This window comes from Herbaspirillum sp. LeCh32-8 (genome assembly GCF_017814915.1).
GTDB lineage: Bacteria > Pseudomonadota > Gammaproteobacteria > Burkholderiales > Burkholderiaceae_D > Herbaspirillum.
The window spans coordinates 86,762-101,321 of the sequence record NZ_JAGIPZ010000011.1; the positions used below are offsets into that span (position 1 = coordinate 86,762).

General features: G+C 62.1%; 15 protein-coding genes and 1 tRNA gene. 8 read left to right on the plus strand and 8 right to left on the minus strand.

What is annotated here, in order from left to right:
- Nucleotides 1-92: 92 nt before the first annotated feature.
- On the plus strand, nucleotides 93-572 hold the full coding sequence (locus tag J8I26_RS18020) for an Lrp/AsnC family transcriptional regulator (protein WP_013235910.1): 480 nt from the start codon (nucleotides 93-95) through the stop codon (nucleotides 570-572).
- A gap of 109 nt (nucleotides 573-681) precedes the next feature.
- Here the strand turns inward: J8I26_RS18020 and J8I26_RS18025 are convergent, their stop codons facing one another.
- Nucleotides 682-1,209 carry a response regulator gene (locus tag J8I26_RS18025; protein ID WP_209608484.1) on the minus strand — a complete coding sequence of 176 codons (528 nt, stop codon included), beginning with the start codon at nucleotides 1,207-1,209 and terminating at the stop codon, nucleotides 682-684.
- A gap of 227 nt (nucleotides 1,210-1,436) precedes the next feature.
- On the opposite strand from J8I26_RS18025, the gene J8I26_RS18030 reads away from it, so the two are divergent.
- The 6 genes from J8I26_RS18030 (at nucleotide 1,437) to J8I26_RS18055 (ending at nucleotide 8,662) form a co-directional block, all read left to right on the plus strand.
- Nucleotides 1,437-1,868 (plus strand): hypothetical protein, encoded by a 432-nt coding sequence (locus J8I26_RS18030; RefSeq protein ID WP_209608485.1) that lies wholly within the window; start codon nucleotides 1,437-1,439, stop codon nucleotides 1,866-1,868.
- 192 nt (nucleotides 1,869-2,060) lie between these two features.
- Nucleotides 2,061-3,920, plus strand: a complete 1,860-nt coding sequence (locus J8I26_RS18035; RefSeq protein ID WP_209608486.1) for a diguanylate cyclase — start codon at nucleotides 2,061-2,063, stop codon at nucleotides 3,918-3,920.
- 95 nt (nucleotides 3,921-4,015) lie between these two features.
- Nucleotides 4,016-4,633 carry a LysE family transporter gene (locus J8I26_RS18040; protein WP_209608487.1) on the plus strand — a complete coding sequence of 206 codons (618 nt, stop codon included), beginning with the start codon at nucleotides 4,016-4,018 and terminating at the stop codon, nucleotides 4,631-4,633.
- Nucleotides 4,634-4,946: 313 nt separating this feature from the next.
- On the plus strand, nucleotides 4,947-6,365 hold the full coding sequence (locus J8I26_RS18045) for an FAD-dependent oxidoreductase (RefSeq protein ID WP_348635337.1): 1,419 nt from the start codon (nucleotides 4,947-4,949) through the stop codon (nucleotides 6,363-6,365).
- Nucleotides 6,366-6,453: 88 nt separating this feature from the next.
- The gene (locus J8I26_RS18050; protein ID WP_348635338.1) at nucleotides 6,454-7,818 is read left to right on the plus strand and encodes a diguanylate cyclase; all 1,365 of its coding nucleotides are present in this window, start codon (nucleotides 6,454-6,456) and stop codon (nucleotides 7,816-7,818) included.
- Between the two features lie 43 nt (nucleotides 7,819-7,861).
- The gene (locus tag J8I26_RS18055; protein ID WP_209608574.1) at nucleotides 7,862-8,662 is read left to right on the plus strand and encodes a TIGR02285 family protein; all 801 of its coding nucleotides are present in this window, start codon (nucleotides 7,862-7,864) and stop codon (nucleotides 8,660-8,662) included.
- 58 nt (nucleotides 8,663-8,720) lie between these two features.
- On the opposite strand, the gene J8I26_RS18060 is transcribed toward J8I26_RS18055, so the two are convergent.
- The 6 genes from J8I26_RS18060 to petA all read right to left on the minus strand — a co-directional run bounded on the left by J8I26_RS18060 (nucleotide 8,721) and on the right by petA (nucleotide 12,951).
- Nucleotides 8,721-8,796 (minus strand) — tRNA-Thr (locus tag J8I26_RS18060).
- A 25-nt stretch (nucleotides 8,797-8,821) separates the two neighbouring features.
- On the minus strand, nucleotides 8,822-9,304 hold the full coding sequence (locus tag J8I26_RS18065) for a ClpXP protease specificity-enhancing factor (RefSeq protein WP_209608490.1): 483 nt from the start codon (nucleotides 9,302-9,304) through the stop codon (nucleotides 8,822-8,824).
- Nucleotides 9,305-9,434: 130 nt separating this feature from the next.
- Nucleotides 9,435-10,046, minus strand: coding sequence for a glutathione S-transferase N-terminal domain-containing protein (locus tag J8I26_RS18070; RefSeq protein WP_006461591.1), 612 nt, complete (start codon nucleotides 10,044-10,046; stop codon nucleotides 9,435-9,437).
- A 99-nt stretch (nucleotides 10,047-10,145) separates the two neighbouring features.
- Nucleotides 10,146-10,910 carry a cytochrome c1 gene (locus tag J8I26_RS18075; RefSeq protein WP_209608491.1) on the minus strand — a complete coding sequence of 255 codons (765 nt, stop codon included), beginning with the start codon at nucleotides 10,908-10,910 and terminating at the stop codon, nucleotides 10,146-10,148.
- A gap of 23 nt (nucleotides 10,911-10,933) precedes the next feature.
- On the minus strand, nucleotides 10,934-12,340 hold the full coding sequence (locus J8I26_RS18080) for a cytochrome bc complex cytochrome b subunit (protein ID WP_209608492.1): 1,407 nt from the start codon (nucleotides 12,338-12,340) through the stop codon (nucleotides 10,934-10,936).
- A gap of 2 nt (nucleotides 12,341-12,342) precedes the next feature.
- Entirely contained in the window at nucleotides 12,343-12,951 is a 609-nt protein-coding gene (gene petA / locus J8I26_RS18085; protein ID WP_209608493.1) for a ubiquinol-cytochrome c reductase iron-sulfur subunit, read from the minus strand.
- 292 nt (nucleotides 12,952-13,243) lie between these two features.
- Here petA and mscL point away from each other — a divergent pair, with 292 nt between their 5' ends.
- Nucleotides 13,244-13,675 (plus strand): large conductance mechanosensitive channel protein MscL, encoded by a 432-nt coding sequence (gene mscL / locus J8I26_RS18090; protein ID WP_280868833.1) that lies wholly within the window; start codon nucleotides 13,244-13,246, stop codon nucleotides 13,673-13,675.
- A gap of 102 nt (nucleotides 13,676-13,777) precedes the next feature.
- On the opposite strand, the gene J8I26_RS18095 is transcribed toward mscL, so the two are convergent.
- Nucleotides 13,778-14,542 carry a Nif3-like dinuclear metal center hexameric protein gene (locus J8I26_RS18095; RefSeq protein ID WP_209608494.1) on the minus strand — a complete coding sequence of 255 codons (765 nt, stop codon included), beginning with the start codon at nucleotides 14,540-14,542 and terminating at the stop codon, nucleotides 13,778-13,780.
- Between the last annotated feature and the right edge of the window lie 18 nt (nucleotides 14,543-14,560).

Below are 14,560 nucleotides of genomic sequence, written 5' to 3' on the forward strand. Positions count from 1 at the left end.
CGCCGGCATGAGTCACTTAAAATGGGAAGTTGTTTTACAATATTCAGCATGGCATGCTGAAAAATTGAAACTTACAGAATTAAATTTCAATAATGGAACTAGATACCACCGATTTGCGGATTCTGAATATCCTGCAGGAGAACAGCTCGATCAGCAATCTGGAACTCGCCAGCCGGATCAATCTCTCGCCCTCGCCCACTCTGGCGCGGGTGAAGCGGCTGGAATCGGAAGGCATCATTTCACGCTATGTGGCGCTGGCCGACCCGCACCTGCTGGGGCTGAAGGTCAACGTGTTCGTGAAGGTGATCCTGGAACGCCAGGGCGCCGAGGCGCTGGCCCAGTTCGAAACCGCGGTGAGCGCCTTCGATGAGGTGATGGAAGTCTATCTGATGACCGGCGACGAGGATTACCTGCTGCGCATCGTGGTGCCCGACCTGCTGACGCTGGAGCACTTCATTGTCGACCACCTGACCAAGATCCCCGGCATCAAGAACATCCGCTCCAGCTTTGCGCTCAAGCAGATCAAGTACAAGACCGCCCTGCCGACGCCGAAGATCAAGACGCGACGCTGAACGCCAGGCAATAGACAACAGACGCAACGCGGTGCGCAATCAAGACAAAAGGGCCTCACGGCCCTTTTTTCTTTGCTGCGACGATCGGCGTCGCGCCATCTTGCCGGCCTCAGTTGCCCGAGTTCGGGGTATTCCATTGCGCCGCGGGACGCATCCAGTCGCTTCGGCGGCGCGCGTGGCGCATGCCCGACGGCGCCTGCCAGGCCGGACGGCCCGAAGGCGTGGCCTGCGGCTGGCACCAGCGCTGATAGAACTCGGCGATGCAGCGCGCATAGAGCTCGGCGTCCACCGGCTTGGGCATGTATTCGGTAGCGCCGGCGGCCAGCGCAGCCTGTTCGCCTTCCATATCGTAAGACGGGAACACCACCACCGGCACCTTGGCCATGCCGGCGTCGGCGCGCAGCTCGCGCAGCACGTCCAGGCCATCGGTGTAGTCGAGATCGGATTCCAGCAGGATCAGCGCCGGCGCCGGGCCGTCGCTGCTGCGGCGGCGCTGCTGCAGCAGGCAGCGGCGGGCGGTGGCGGCGTCGGGAAAGGCTTGGAATGAGCACCGCAGGTTGGCCCTCCACAGCGCGAAACGCACCATCTCGGTGGCCTCGGGGCTGGAATCGATCATCACAATGCTGGGGAGGTTCATTTGCGGTACGTCCTGTCTGGCGGTTCAAAGTCGTCGACTGATGTCGATAGTGACGTTTTACAGGAGTCGAATCGGCCGCAACATCAGAAAATTCCTGAATCTTGCTGCTCATCAATCCACACACAACCTCATTTTTCAGGAATTTCCTGATCGAAAACCTCTATTGGTCTCAGTACACTGCGTCCATCAGTTGTCGATCCAACAAGTTTTCAGCCGGAGAAATTCAGATGATGCCCTTCGCCAAAGTCCGTGTTCCCGTGCCCGCCGCCGTCGATGGCGCAGTCGAGCTGTATGTCAGCAAAGGCAGCCGCATGATCGTGCGTCGCGACGGCGCCGGCAACGACTGGGCCACGCTGCGCGCCTGCCCGGCCAAAGTGCTCGCATGGTTTGCCACCGCCGGTTTTGCCGCCTCGGGAGAGCGCGGCGCGGTGGCGCAGTTCGCCCCTTGCGAGCGCCGTCTGGCAGGACTGGATCACCTGAAGACCGAAGTACGCCCGGCCATGGCCGTCCCCAAATTCTGGCAGCTGGACGGCGCGGCCTACGGCTTCGACGCCAGCCCGCACCTGCCTTACTGGTTGGCCATGAACGGCGCCTCCTTCGTGCCGCTTCTGGTGCCGGCGCACCAAATGGCGCACTTCTCGCAACAGCTGGCGGCCTGAATGCCCGGCGGCCCGCCCCCGCGCCAGTCTGGCCCGTCCCCGGACGGGCTTTTTTTCGTCCGGATCACCGTCTTTTTGCGGCAAATCATAAAACGCGATACTCTCTTAACAACCGTTTGCCCGCTCCTCAGATGAGCTTTCCGGCAGGCGCAGCTAGATGAGATCAATGGCACAACCCCGTCAGAGGACACAATGCCCATTCCCTATCCGGTTGAAGAAAAAAAACGCCTGGCATTTCTCCACTCCCTGGGCTTGCTTGATACCGCCCCGGACCCCGCCTTTGACCGCGTCACGCGATTGGCCAGCAAACTGCTCGATGTGCCGGTGTCGCTGGTATCGCTGGTCGACGAGAACCGCCAGTGGTTCAAGTCCAAAGTCGGTCTCGAGGTCAGCCAGACCCCGCGCGAAGATGCCTTCTGCTCCTACACCATCATGGAAGAAGACAGTCTGGTGGTATCCGACGCCACCAACGACGCGCGCTTCGCCCGGAACCCGCTGGTGCTGCACGACCCCAACATCCGCTTCTATGCCGGCGTGCCCATCCGTGGCACCCAGGGCCTGGCGATCGGCTCGCTGTGCGTGATCGATTCCAAGCCCAAGACCCTCAAGCCGGAAGAGCTGGCCGTGCTGCACGACCTGGCCTCCATCGTCACCAAAGAGATCCAGCTGCTCGAAGGCCTGCTCGACACCCACGATCGCCTGGCCCGCACCGACGCGCAGCTGGCCGACAATGAGCAGCGCTTTCGCTCAGTGTTCGAGCTGGCCAAGGTCGGCATCGCGCTGATCAATCCCCAGGGACGCTGGCTGCGCGTCAATGATGCGCTGTGCGGCATCGTCGGCTATACCGAAGCCGAATTGCTGCCGCTGACCTTCCAGGACATCACCCGTCCCGACGACCTGCACACCGACCTGCAGCTGCTGCAGCAACTGGTGGACGACAAGATTCCCCAATATCAGCTGGAGAAGCGCTATATCCGCAAGGATCAGCAGCAGGTCTGGATCAACCTCACCGTCAGCAAGAAGCTCGACCAGCAAGGCCAGCTGGAATATTTCATCGCAGTAGTGCAGGACATTGACGCCGAGAAAAAGGCGCAGCTGGAACTGGCGGCCATGCACCAGCAGCTGGAGCAGAAGGTGGTCGAGCGCACGCGCGAGCTGCGCAAGCGCGAAAGCGAATTGACTGCGGTGCTGGAGAACGCCAGCGATGCGTTCATCAGCCTCGACGGCGCCGGCTGTGTGACCGGGTGGAACCGCGAGGCTGAAGTCGTGTTCGGCTGGCTGGCCACCGAAGCGCTGGGCAAGCCGCTGGAGCACCTGCTGATCCCGGGCGGCCTGGATGGCCCCTACGGCCAGCAATGGCGCACCTATCTGCTGGACGGCATGCGCTCGGTGGTGGTGCGCCGCTCGGATCTGATGGCGCGGCGCAAGGATTGCACCGAGCTGGCGGTGGAGGTGCGCATGCGCACCCTGCTGATCAACGACATGCGCAGCTCCATCATGTTCCTGCACGACATCTCCGAGCGCAAGCAGACCGAGGCCATGCGCGACTACGAAATCCAGCACGACGCCCTGACCGGCCTCTTGAACCGCCGCGCCCTGACCGACATCCTGCCGCTGGCGCAGGAACGGGCGCGCCGCAACGGCAACCCGCTGTGCCTGCTCTTCATCGACCTGGACGGCTTCAAGAAGGTCAACGACATGCACGGCCACGAGGCTGGCGACGTGTTGCTGCAAACCGTGGCTGCCCGCATCCGCGACAGCATCCGCCTGACCGACAGCGCCTTCCGCCTGGCCGGCGACGAATTCGTGGTACTGCTGGAAGGCCCCAACGGTTCGCTGGAGCACGCCCGCACGCGCGGTGAAAAGCTGATCGCCGCCATCTCGGAAACGGTACCCCTGCCCGGCGGCCTGCGCACCGCCAACGTAGGCGCCAGCATCGGCATCGCGCTGCAGGAAGCCGGCGTCGACAAAGACCCTGCAGACCTGATCAAGGAAGCCGACGCCCAGATGTACCGCGCCAAGAGTCTGGGCAAGGGTACGATCTGCTACTGAACCCCCAGCGGGCCATTGCCGGCGGGACGGCAGATGTCACGCGGCAGGCGGTCTGATACAGTCAGGCTTTCCCACTGAATGCGCAGGTCTTTTCCATGGCAGAGCTGTCCCAATTGGCCCTGATTGCCGGCGTGCTGCTGCTGAGCGTGATCAGCCCCGGCCCCAACTTCGCACTGGTGAGCTCGACGGCCATGGGCGTCTCGCGCCGCGCCGGCGTCTTCACCGGGCTGGGCTTTGCGGCGGCTTCCGGCACCTGGGCCTCGCTCGCCATCGCCGGTGTGGGCGTGCTGAGCTCGCATGCGCCCGCCGTGCACATGGCGATTCAACTGGCCGGCGCGCTCTACCTGATCTGGCTGGGCATAAAGATGCTGCTGGGCGCGCGCCAACCGCTGGCCGCCCGGTCGCAGGCCGGCGCAACGTCAAGCGGCGCCGCCATCCGCAAGGCCTACCTGGTCAGCATGACGAATCCCAAATCCATCGGCTTCTACGGCAGCATCTTCTCGCTGATGGTGCCGGGCACGGCGCCGCTGTGGTTCTACGCGACGGTGGTAGTGCTGGCGGCCTTGGTGTCGGCCGGCTGGTATTGCAGCCTGGCGCTGCTGTTTTCGCTGGGCTCGGCGCGCGCGGTGTATGCGAAATTGAAGAGCGTGATCGAATCTGCGCTGGGTCTTTTCCTGCTGGCCCTGGGCGGCCGCGTGCTGCTGGAACGATGACGCCTCGTAGCCGGGACCGCCGACACAACGACGCCTCACTAGCGACGCACTGTCGTTCCCATCCCCCATCCCCGCCACCTGAACCCTGGCGCGTTGCCGGGCTTGCCGCTGCCTCCCCATTGCAAACCCGGCGCTGATTCACTGGTATAGAAATCATACGAGTAGGTTAGAATTGCCCAACAATGCGGATCGATCCGCAGGCTAAAAATACAAACTTCAGCGGGGGGTAACAATGCGTCATTCCAACGACTTGCCGCGGCGCAGGTTCTTGCAAGCCGGGGCTGCGTTGTTATACGCAAGCAGCGTCCCTTCGGTGCTCAGCGCGGCGCCTGCACTGCATTCCCCGAAAAACCTGCGCGCCCTGGCCCGCAGCCTGGACGGTCGCCTGATACTGCCGGGTGAAATGGGTTATGCAATGGCGGCGGCGCCCAACAATGCGCGCTATGCCGACGTGCTGCCGCTGGCCGTGGCAATGTGCGCCAACGCGCACGATGTCCAGCTGTGCCTGCGCTGGGCGGCGGACCATCGCGAGACCTTCGCCATCCGTTCGGGCGGCCATAACTACGCAGGATTTTCCACCACGCGGGGCCTGCTGATCGACGTCAAGGCCATGAACAAGGTCTGGTACGACGAAAAGAAGAATCGCGGCTACATCCAGGCCGGCGCCAGCAACCAGAACATGGCCGACGCCTTCAGCGGCTCGACCTTCGCCATCCCCTCCGGCCGTTGTCCCACCGTGGGCGCGAGCGGCCTGGTGCTGGGCGGCGGCTGGGGCTTTGCCGCCACCCACGCCGGCCTGACCTGCGACAGCCTGGTGCAGACCGACGTGGTGCTGGCCAACGGCCGCCTGGTCAGCGCGGATGACCAGGGCGACTACCGCGACCTGTTCTGGGCGCTGCGCGGCGGCGGCGGCGGCAACTTCGGCGTCAATACCGGATTCAGCTTCGCCCTGCATGAGGTGAAGGACGACGTCACCATCTTCAACATCGTGTGGCCGGGCGAGCGACAGATCGACCTGTTGATGGCGCTGCAGGAAATACAAAGCAACCACGCGCAGCAGATGTCCACGCGCACCAAAGCCTACCCCAACGCGCCGGGCCGGCACCCCAAGCGCAACCAGCTCCAAGTGGCGACGCTGGGCCAGTTCTTCGGCCCGCGCGAGAAGGCGCTGGAAGCGCTGGCGCCGGCATTGAAACTGGTCAAGCCGGTCAAGAGCGATATTCGCCAGATGAGCTACTGGCAGGCGCGCGACTACCTCATCACCGACGACCCCAACGGCATGTACGACCTGCGCTCGAGCTACGTGGCCGAATCGCTGTCGCCGGAGGCGCTGGAAACCATGCTGCAGTGGATGATGAAATGGCCCGGTGGCTCGTTGCTGCCGGAGAACATGGGCATCCTGTTCGCCATCGGCGGCAAGGTGCGCGAAGTGGCGCCCCACGCCACCGCCTACGTGCACCGCAACGCCAATTACATCTTCGAGATGGAAAGCGCCTGGGCGCCGATCGACCACCCGGATGTGGTGCGCCGGCAGCAGGCCTGGCTCACCGAATACTTTGCCGCAATGCAGCCGTTCATGCTGCCGCAGTCCTACGTGAACTTCCCCAGCCGCGACCTGCCCAACTGGGCGCGCGCCTACTACGGGAATAACCTGGCACGCCTGATGCAGGTGAAAAAGAAGTACGACCCCGGCAACCTGTTCCGCTTTGAGCAAAGCATACCGCCGGCTTAAGAACATGCCCGCTTAGAACATGAATTTGCTCTCGAAGAATTCCCTGGCAGTTCATCTGCTGAGGATCATTTTTGGCAGTTACTTCGTCGTGACCCTCATCGTCACCTGCGTGCAACTGGCGGCCGATTACCAGCACACCAAGACCGGCGTCGACAACGAGCTCATGGCCATGGACCTGACCTTCGGCGCCAGCCTGGCCAGCTCAACTTGGCGCTTCCAGGGCGACGTGCAGAAAGCCACCCTGACCGGCATCAGCAACCTGCCCGTGGTCACCGGCGTGAAGATCGAAGACCCGCAGGGGCGGCTGATGCTGGCGCTCGGCAATATCTATGACGGCTCGGGCAAGCAGATCCATGTCGACGCCGACGGCACGCGCAGCCCGGTCGCGGCCGGATTCCTGAATGCGGCGATCGGCCACCGCTTTCCCATCCTGTATCGCGACGAGCACAACGTCAGCCACAACATCGGCTCGTGGACGGTGTATTCCAGCCGCCACGTGGTGGTCAAGAAGGTCGCCTACGGCTTCACCCTGATCCTGATCAACTCCATCATCAAGACCCTGGTGCTGTGGTTCATCTTCCTGTACGTGTTCCACCGCTGGCTGGGCGCACCCATCACCAAGCTCAGCTCCTTCGTGCGCGAACAGGACCTGAACCAGCCCGACACCCAGCAGAGCATCCAGCTGCCGGGCAAGAAGCAGCATGAGCTGCACTTCCTCGCCGACGCCATCAACACCATGCTGGCCAGCCTCCGAAAGCACGTTACGCAAAACCGCACGCTCTACGACGAGCTCGAGCAAGAAAAGGAATCGCTGCGGGCGCTCAACAAATCGCTGGAGCTGCGCATTGCCGAGCGCACCCGCGACCTGGCCCAGGCCAACGAACAGCTCAAGTCGCTGAGCCTGACCGACGGCCTCACCGGCATTTCCAACCGGCGCTGCTTCGACCAGACCCTGGAGCAGGAATGGCGGCGCTGCGCCCGCAGCGGCCAGCCGCTGATGGTGGCGCTGATCGACGTCGACTGGTTCAAGCACTACAACGACCACTATGGCCACATCGCCGGCGACGAAGTGCTGCGCCGGGTAGCCGCCATGCTGCAGCAGACCGTCGGCCGCGCCGGCGACACCGTGGCGCGCTACGGCGGCGAAGAGTTCGCCTTGATCGCGGCTGATACCGATACCCAAACAGGGTTGAGCGTGGTGCACCGGATGCGCGATGCCGTGGCCTCGCTGAACATTCCGCACGCGCTGTCGCAATTCGGGCGCATCACCGTCAGCGTGGGCGTGGCCAGCTGCGTGCCGTCCCAGCACGACAGCGATATCAGCTCCCTGCTGCAGGCGGCCGACGCCGCCTTGTATCGCGCCAAGATGGCCGGGCGCAATCAAGCGCTGGTGGCGCCATGGCCGAGCGCAGCCGCGGCTGCGGATGAGCAGAAGGCGGACGATGCGCCCTAGGGAATGGCGGTGCCTGCTGGCGCCCGTGTTGTCGCCGCTGCTGATGAACGTGCTGATGCAGGCGCCGGCCATGGCCGCCGACGATGAAATCGTCTGGGGCAAATACAATGTGCCGCCTTACATGATCCGGACCGGCGAATGGGCGCACCAGGGCATTTTCGACCAGACCCTGGATGTGCTAAAGGACAAGCTGCCGCAATACCGGCACGTCGAGCTGGAAGCCCCCTTCCCGCGGATCAACAGCGAGATCAAGAAGGGCAACCACTGGTGCTTCAACGGTACCTTGAAGACTACCGAGCGCGAGACCTACGGTTATCTTTCGCTGCCCAGTTCGATCTTTCTTCCACTGCGCATCATCGTGCGCCGGGATCGCCTGCCGCAGTTCAAGGGTCCGCAATCGCTGCAAGCCCTGCTGCAGAACCAGCAGCTCACCACCTCGGTGATGCGCGACCGCTCCTATAGCCCGACTGTCGACAAGCTGCTGGCGGCATATCCGCCGAAAGAAAATTACTCGGAACAGGTGGAAGCCATCGGCATGCTGCTGGCCGGACGTATCGACTACATGGTCGAGTTGCCGCTGCTGGCACTCGACCAGGCCCGCGTAATGGGCCATCCGGGCGAGCTGGTCGCGCTGCCGATACAGGAAGCAGACGAAGTCGTCTTCAACCGCGTGATGTGCCCGAAGAACGAATGGGGACGCAAGGTCGTCGAACAGGTCAACAAGGTGCTGATCGCCAACCGCAGCCAGCCCTACTACCGCCGCATCGTTGAAAAGTGGCACGACCCGGAGTCAGTGGCCGAGATCCGCAAGATCTACGATAGCGTTTTCCTCAAGACGCCCTGAAAACAGGGCAGGCAAGAAAAAACGGCCCACATCACTGTGGGCCGTTTTTTTTGAAACTTGGTGCTGGCTGCAGGACTTGAACCCGCCACCCCCTGATTACAAGTCAGGTGCTCTACCAGATGAGCTAAGCCAGCAAAAACAACAGCCGGCGATTATAGCTTACTTGATGCGGGTCAGTACAGGACGGCCGCCTTTTTTTGGCGGTTCGGGATCATCGTCGCCATTTTCTTCGCTGCCGGCGTCTTTCTTTTCCGGCTCGGACACCGGCACCGAGGACAGCATCGGGGCGCTTTCTTCCTGCTGTTCGGCCGCGATCGGGGCGGTCGCCGGGTTCGGCGCTTCGAACGCCATGCCTTGGCCGTTTTCGCGGGCGTAGATGGCGATCACGTTCTCGACCGGGATATCGATGTCCCGCGAGACGCCGCCGAAGCGGGCGGAGAAGCGAATGGTCTCGTTTTCCATCTTCAGGCCGCTGGTGGCTTCAAAGCTGATGTTAAGGACGATTTCGCCATTCTTGACGAACTGCATCGGCACCCGGGTGCGACTGTCGACCACCACGGCGATGTGGGGCGTGTAGCCGTTGTCGGTGCACCACTCGTAGATGGCGCGCAGCAGATAGGGCTTGGTGGAAACTTCAGGCATGACTGGGTGTGGTGTGCGATGCCGGGCTGGGCCCGCATCTGCCGGCTGGGCCGGGGTGAAACTGCAAACTGGCTGGACTGCTGCCGCGCCCCGTTCAGGACGGGCGCGCGGCGGGTGCGGCAAATACGACTTAACGACGCATGACCTTTTCAGACGGGGTCAGCGCTTCGATGTAGGCCGGACGCGAGAAGATGCGTTCGGCGTATTTCATCAGCGGAGCCGCGGTCTTGGACAGTTCGATGCCGTAGTGATCCAGGCGCCACAGTAGCGGAGCCAGGGCCACGTCAAGCATGGAGAACTCGTCGCCCAACATGTACTTGTTCTTCAGGAACAGCGGGGCCAGCTGGGTCAGGCGGTCGCGAATTTCGTTGCGGGCCTTTTCCTGGTTCTTTTCAGCTGCCTTGGACTTTTCGTTTTCCAGCGTGTGCACGTGGACGAACAGTTCCTTCTCGAAGTTGAACAGCATCAGGCGCGCACGCGCGCGCATCAGCGGGTCAGCCGGCATCAGCTGCGGGTGCGGGAAGCGCTCGTCGATGTATTCGTTGATGATGTTCGACTCGTACAGCACCAGGTCGCGCTCGACCAGGATAGGCACTTGGCCGTAAGGATTCATCACCGAAATGTCTTCCGGCTTGTTGAACAGGTCAACGTCGCGAATCTCGAAATCCATGCCCTTTTCGAACAGGACAAGGCGGCAACGTTGCGAGAATGGGCAGGTCGTGCCCGAATAAAGAACCATCATTTTTTCAGAGCCCTAAAAACAAAAGGGGGGCGAGACGCATAACGCTCACCCCGGTACGCAATTCCGCCAAAAACAGCGCGGATACGAGATTTTACTTTTTTACTTGACGTTCTTCCAATAGGACGCGTTCAAACGCCACGTCAGTACCAGGAAGCAACCCAGGAACAACAGTACCCAGACGCCAAGCCGTTTGCGCGTGTTCTGCGCGGGTTCGGCCATCCACTCGAGGTAACCGACCAAATCGGCGACGGCGTTATCATAGTCGATTGCGCTCATCTTGCCGGGCTTGATCTGTTCAAATCCCGCGAATTTGTGGATGGTTTTGCCCTCGTCGTGGGGATCTTTCTCCTCGACGTACTTGGCGCCCCGAATTCCTTGCAATTCCCACAACACGTGCGGCATACCGACGTTGGGGAACAACATGTTGTTCCAGCCGGTGGGGCGGCTGTCGTCCTTATAATAACTGCGCAGGTAGGTATAAATCCAGTCCGGCCCCGATCCGGCCTCCGATGCCTTGGCCCGTGCGATCACCGAAAGGTCCGGCGGCGCGGCGCCGAACCAGGCTTTGGCATCGGCCGGCAGCATCGAAATTTTCATCAGATCGCCGACTTTTTCCCCTGTAAACAAGAGGTTATTCTTGATCTGGTCTTCCGACAGGCCGATGTCGCGCAGGCGGTTGTAGCGCATCGATGATGCCGAGTGGCAATTCAGGCAATAGTTGACGAACAACTTGGCGCCGTTTTGCAACGCGGAAACATCCTTGGTGCGGTCGGGCGCGTGGTCCAGCGGGAATCCGCCCTCGTTGGCGCAGGCCAGCGCCGGCAGCAGCGCCAGCGCGGCGATCACTTTCTTCAGCAATGTCATGTTCTTGTCCTTTGGCGGCTGGCTTAGTGCGGATGGAAGACCACGCGGTCGGGCACCTGCTTGAAGGTGCCGGCAGCGCTCCACCAAGGCATCAACAGGAAGAAGCCCAGATAGATGAAGGCGCAGACCTGCGATACCACGGTGCCGATGGCGGTCGGCGGTTGCACGCCCAGATAGCCCAGGATGACGAAGGCGATGCCAAAGACGATGTACACGTACTTGTGCCAGCTCGGGCGGTAACGGATCGACTTGACCTGCGACTGGTCCAGCCACGGCAGGCCGCCCAGGATCACCACCGACAAGCCCATCAGGACCACGCCCCAGAACTTGGCGTCGAACACCAGCATGCCGGCGATCACGGCCAGGCCGATCACGATGGCGGCGATCTTCAACGCGCCCGACAGGCGCGACTTGAACACCAGCAGGGCGACGTAGGCTGCCACGCCGGCGATCAGCCAGCCCATGAAGTCGGCGGTGGTCGCACGCAGGATCGAGTAGAACGGCGTGAAGTACCAGACCGGGGCGATGTGCGGCGGCGTCTTCAGCGAATCGGCCGGGATGAAGTTGTTGTACTCGAGGAAGTAGCCGCCCATTTCAGGCGCGAAGAACACCACCGCCGAGAACACGATCAGGAAGATCGAGACGGCGAAGATGTCGTGCACCGAGTAGTACGGGTGGAACGGCACGCCATCCAGCGGCACGCCGTTTTCATCGGTCTTTTCCTTGATCTCGATGCCGTCGGGGTTGTTCGAACCGACTTCGTGCAGCGCAATGATGTGCGCGGCCACCAGACCGATCAGCACCAGCGGAATGGCGATCACGTGGAACGAGAAGAAGCGGTTCAGGGTGGCGTCGGACACGACGTAGTCGCCGCGAATCAGCAGCGACAGATCAGGGCCGATGAAGGGGATCGCGCCGAACAGGTTGACGATCACCTGCGCGCCCCAGTACGACATCTGGCCCCACGGCAGCAGGTAGCCGAAGAAGGCTTCGCCCATCAGGCACAGGAAGATGCCCACGCCGAACAGCCACACCAGCTCGCGCGGCTTGCGGTACGAGCCGTAGAGCAGGCCGCGCACCATGTGCAGGTAGACCACGATGAAGAAGGCGGAGGCGCCGGTGGAGTGCATGTAACGCACCAGCCAGCCCCAGGGCACATCGCGCATGATGTACTCGACCGAGGCGAAGGCCAGATTGGCGTCCGGCTTGTAGTGCATCACCAGGAAGATGCCGGTGACGATCTGGATCACCAGCACCAGCAGCGCCAGCGAACCGAAGGCGTACCAGAAGTTGAAATTCTTGGGAGCGTAATACTCGGAGAGGTGGGCTTTCCAGGTGGAGGTCAGCGGGAAACGGGAATCGACCCAGTTGAGCGCCTTGACGGAGAGCGGTGCGCCCTCAGGCGATTTCTTTTCGTGAAATGCTCCCATGCTCAGGCCTCCCCTTTCTCGTCCTTGCCGATGACCAGTTTGTTGTCGCCTTCGAACATGTATCGCGGCACCTGGAGATTGTCTGGGGCCGGCTTGTTCTTGTAGACGCGTCCGGCCAGATCGAAGGTCGAGCCGTGGCAGGGGCACAGGAAGCCGCCGTTCCAGTCGTCCGGCAGCGAAGGCTGCGCGCCGGTCTGGAAGCGGGTGCTGGGGGAGCAACCCAGGTGCGGGCAGATGCCCACCACCACCAGGATGTCCTTGCGAATGGAACGCCACTCGTTGAGTGCGTAGTCGGGCGTCTCGGAGAAATCGGTGCGCTTGGAGTTGGGGTCGGCGACCTGGCCGTCGGTCTTCTTCAGCGAGTCGAGCATTTCAGGCGTGCGCTTGAGGATCCAGACCGGCTTGCCGCGCCATTCCACGGTGCGCATTTCACCCGGGGTCAACGACGAAATGTCGACTTCAACCGGTGCGCCTGCCGCCTTGGCGCGTTCTGATGGCTGCAACGTGGATACGAACGCGCCTGCTGTGGCCAGGCCAGCCACACCGCCGGCTGCACAAGTCGCAACAAGCAAACCTCGTCGACTTGCGTCGACCTGATTCTCGTCAGTCATAAAGACCCCAATCTCCAAATGTAAGTTAGCGTGGACCTTCTAAGTGACCCTCATGCAACTTTTCGATTATATATAAGCTGAATAGGGTTTTGTAGCTAACGGCCGCTATGGTAGCGGCTTGCAAGAAAATCGATTTGACGCAGCGCAACCTATTGTCAATCTGACCTTGTTGCCGGTTTTCCTGCACTGCGGCGTCGGAGGATGTCCAATTTACTTTTCTCGCCCGACAGGCTATAACCCGTTGTAAGCCCGCCTCATGAACAAACAGCAACTTTCAAAGGAGAAACCAAGGATGAGCATGCTCAAAGACTTCCGCGCCTTCGCCATCAAGGGAAACGTGGTCGACCTGGCCGTCGGTGTGATCATCGGCGGCGCGTTCGGCAAGATCGTGAGCTCGCTGGTAGAAGACATCATCATGCCCATCGTCGGCAAGATCTTCGGCGGCCTGGACTTCGCCAACTATTACCTGCCCTTGAACGGCCAGGCCTACGGCCTGCCGCTGGCTGAAGCCAAGAAGGCCGGCGCCGTCTTCGCCTACGGCAACTTCCTCACCATCCTGATCAACTTCCTGATCCTGGCCTTCATCATCTTCCAGATGGTGCGCGCCATCAACAAGGCACGCGACCTGGCCAGCAAGCAGGAAGAAGCCGCACCGGCCGCTCCCGCCGCGCCGCCGGAAGATGTGCTGCTGCTGCGCGAGATCCGCGACGCGCTGAAGAAATAAGCGCCGGACGCACGCCGTCTGAGCGACAAGAAAAAGCCCGCTCAAGCGGGCTTTTTCTTCATGGCCCCAATGCCGCGCTTTACCGTAGCATGGCGCAGCGGCTTACACCGGATTGTCGATGTCGACGAACTGGTGCTCGATGCCGAAATGCTCCGCCGCGTGCGCGCCCAGCGCCTGCACGCCGTACCGCTCGGTGGCGTGATGCCCGGCGGAGATGTAGATGGTGCCGGTCTCGCGCGCCAGGTGCACGGTGGGCTCGGAAATTTCACCGCTGATGTAGACCGACGCGCCGGCGGCGATCGCCTCGCCCAGCATGCCCTGGGCGCCGCCGGTGCACCAGGCGACCTCGCCGACCGCTTGCTGCGGATCGCCGATCAGGAGCGGCATGCGGCCCAGGCGCTTCTCGATCAACGCGGCGAGATCGGCGGCGGTCTTCACCGCGGGAGAATTGCAGCGGCCGATCCAGCCCAGATCATTCTCGCCGAAGCGCCCGGTGGCGCTGAAGTCGAGCTGGCGCGCCAGCTGCGCGTTGTTGCCCAGTTGCGGGTGCGAGTCCAGCGGCAGATGGTAGGCAAACAGGTTCAGGTCGTTGGACAGCAGCAGCTTCAGGCGACGCTGCTTGGTGCCGATGACTCGCATATCCTCGCCGCGCCAGAAGTAGCCGTGGTGCACCAGCAGCGCATCGGCCTTGAGGTCCAGCGCGGCTTCGATCAGCGCCAGGCTGGCGGTCACGCCGCTGACCACGCGGCCGATCCGGTCGCGCCCTTCCACCTGCAGTCCGTTTGGGCAATAATCGCGGTATTGCGCGGCGTTCAGCGTCTGTCCGAGATATGTCGCAAACTCGTCTCTGGTAATTTGCCGGGTCATTTCATCCTCATCCGATTC